General features: G+C 65.7%; 2 protein-coding genes and 1 pseudogene. 2 read left to right on the forward strand and 1 reads right to left on the reverse strand.

The window, feature by feature from the left end; translation table 11 throughout:
* Together ABY403_RS15025 and trpE are read left to right on the forward strand one after the other, a co-directional pair.
* Positions 1 to 960 (forward strand): annotated as a pseudogene (locus ABY403_RS15025) (peptidylprolyl isomerase); the annotation flags it as partial.
* Between the two features lie 8 nt (positions 961 to 968).
* A complete protein-coding gene (trpE, locus tag ABY403_RS15030; protein ID WP_372841632.1) occupies positions 969 to 2,480 on the forward strand; it encodes an anthranilate synthase component I in 1,512 nt (503 codons plus the stop codon).
* Positions 2,481 to 2,484: 4 nt separating this feature from the next.
* Here trpE and ABY403_RS15035 read toward each other — a convergent pair.
* Positions 2,485 to 3,137: divergent polysaccharide deacetylase family protein (locus tag ABY403_RS15035; RefSeq protein ID WP_372841633.1), on the reverse strand; the 653-nt coding region annotated here is incomplete at its 5' end.

Below are 3,137 nucleotides of genomic sequence, written 5' to 3' on the forward strand. Positions count from 1 at the left end.
CTTGTCGCCGAGCGCGGGCTTGCGCGCAGCGATGTCGATCTGGGCGATGTTGGCCGCGAAGATTTGGGGGCTGCGGCAGATGCCGTCTTTGCAGCCGAGGTGCCCGCGCTTGTGGGGCCCCTGCCCTCGGTCTTCGGGCCCGCGCTTTACGCCATAAATGCCTCGTTCCCCGCCGAAGAAACGCCATTTGAAGATGCGCGCGTATTTCTGGCAGCAGAAGCCTCGATGGACGGCGCGCGGCGGCTGATTGCCAGCCGCTCCGAGGAATATGCAGACCTGCTGGCCGGCGGCGCCACGCTGGAAGACATGGCCACCGGAACGCCGATGCAACTGGAAACCTTGCGCTATTCGGCCGATGTGCGCGATGGCATCGCGGCCTATGAGGCATTCCGCACCGCCGTTGCCGCCGCCACGCCCCAAGATTTCCCAGAACTTTCCAGCCTCGAAGATGGAAGCGTCTTTGCCTTTCAGATCACGGCCATCAACCCGCCCGCGCTGATCCCCTACGAAGAGGTCGCAGAGGCGGTGCGCGCGGCATGGGTAGCCGAGCAGACCCACGCGCAGTTGTTGGCGGCCGCCGAGAAGATGGTGACGTCGATCAACGCCGGGGCGAGTCTTAGCGCGCAGGGGTTGATCACCACCTCGGTCGGCGCGCTTCCGCGCGGCGGCTTCCTTGAAGGTTTGCCCGCATCGGTCAGCGACGCCACCTTCACGCTGGCGCGTGGCGAGGCCACGGTCATCGACGACGAAGGCCGCGTTCTGGTGCTGATGGTCGATGCCATACATACAACCGCGCCCGACGATCCGGCGCTGGCAGCAGCACGCGCAGAGCTTGAGTCCTCGCTTGGGCAAGCGCTGGCGCGCGATGTGGTTGACCTTTACGGTCGCGCCGCGTTGGCCGAGGCGGGCATGAACATCGACAGTGCCGCGATTGCCGCAGTGCACGCGCAGATGCGCTAGGGGGTAACGTGGTCGCGCTGAACCCATCTTTCGAAGATTTCGAAGCAGGCTGGAACGCAGGTCGCAACCAGCTGGTGTTTGCCCGCCTTGCCGCAGACCTCGACACGCCCGTGTCACTGATGCTGAAACTGGCCGATGCCGCGCCAAACAGCTTCATGCTTGAAAGCGTTACCGGTGGTGAAGTGCGCGGGCGCTATTCGATGATCGGCATGAAGCCAGACCTGATCTGGGAATGTCGTGGCGAGTCCGCGCGGATCAACCGCACCGCGCGCTTTGAAGACCGATTCGAACCGCTGCCGGGGCATCCGCTGGAAACCCTGCGCGCGCTGATCGACGAAAGCCGCATTGATATGCCCGAGGGGCTGCCCTCGGCAGCAGCCGGGTTGTTCGGTTATCTGGGCTACGACATGATCCGGCTGGTCGAGAAGTTGCCGGGCGGCAACCCCGACCCGTTGGGTGTGCCCGATGCGATGCTGATGCGCCCCTCGGTGGTCGCTGTGCTTGATGGGGTTAAAGGCGAGGTTACGCTCTGCGCCCCTGCTTGGGCGGCGACCGGCCTTTCGGCGCGGGCGGCCTATGCGCAGGCCGCCGAGCGGGTGATGGACGCGCTGCGCGATCTTGACCGCGCCCCCGCCGCCGCCGCCCGCGATCTGGGCGAGGTTGAAGCCGTTGGCGAGGCGCGCTCGAACTTTTCCAAGGCGGCCTATATGGCGGCGGTCGAAAAGGCCAAAGACTATATTCGCGCGGGCGACATCTTTCAGGTCGTGCCAAGCCAGCGTTGGGTGCAAGAGTTCCGCCTGCCGCCCTTTGCGCTGTACCGCAGCCTTCGGCGCACCAACCCTTCGCCCTTCATGTTCTTTCTCAATTTCGGCGGCTTTCAGATCATCGGGGCCAGCCCCGAAATCCTGGTGCGGCTGCGGGAAGGCGAAGTCACTGTGCGCCCGATCGCAGGCACCCGGCCGCGCGGGGCAACACCCGATGAGGACCGCGCCTTGGAGGCCGAACTTCTGGCCGACCCCAAAGAGCGCGCCGAACATCTGATGCTGCTCGACCTTGGGCGCAATGATGTGGGCCGTGTGGCGCGCATCGGCACGGTGCGGCCGACCGAGCAATTCATCATCGAGCGGTATAGCCACGTCATGCATATCGTCTCGAACGTGGTGGGTGAGCTTGCCGAGGGGCAGGATGCGCTGTCGGCGCTGTTGGCGGGGCTGCCCGCAGGCACGGTTTCAGGTGCCCCAAAAGTGCGCGCGATGGAGATCATCGACGAGCTCGAGCCTGAAAAGCGCGGCGTATACGGCGGCGGTGTCGGCTATTTCGCGGCCAATGGCGAGATGGACATGTGTATCGCGCTGCGCACCGCTGTGTTGAAAGACGGCCAACTCTATACGCAAGCCGGGGGCGGCGTTGTCTTTGACAGCAGCCCCGAGGGAGAGTGGCAGGAATCGGTCAACAAAAGCCGCGCGCTGCGCAAGGCCGCCGAAGACGCGGGCCTGTTTGTGCGGCGCGGCAACGGCTAGGCCGTTACTGCGTCGTCAGCGCCAGTGCCGAAAACGGCGCGAGTTCTGGCCCGGTCTTGCGCGATGCATGCCATTCGACCAGACCCGCCAGCGTTTCGGGCCACGCATGCAGCATGACCGCTACCCCTGAGCCGCGCTGCGCTTCAAAAGCGGCGCGGTCGAGATAACGCAGGATCGCGGCGGCCTTGTCGCCTTCGCCATCGATCACCCGCCAGATGGCGACCTGTGGCACACCTGCGGCGGCGGCAAGTTGGGCTGCCGCGTTCAGCCCCTTACCCTCTTGTGTGGCAAGCCCGAGGCCCTCGCGCGTCAGCACCGCCACGAGTTGCTGGGCCAGAATGCGATTGGCTTGCAGCACCGGTTCGGGTGGTTCGATCACCGCCACTGCCTCGGGCAGCATCCGACGCCAAGCAGCCAGCGCAACCTCCACATCGGCGGGTGTGGCACCGCTTGGCAGTGCAGCGGCAAGGATCGCCACCTCAAACCCGGCATCGCGCCAAAGTCGGGCGTCTTGCGCCACGCCTGCGCGCATCGGGTCAAGCGCCACCGTCATCGGCACGCCCATCGCGGCAAGCGCTGCAATGTCCGCGTCGGGGCCCGGATCAAGCAGCACCAGCGCCAGCAACGGCCCGCCCGTAGGCAAAAACGCCGCGCGAA

Source organism: Phaeovulum sp., from assembly GCF_041596715.1.
Taxonomy (GTDB): Bacteria; Pseudomonadota; Alphaproteobacteria; order Rhodobacterales; family Rhodobacteraceae; genus UBA6213.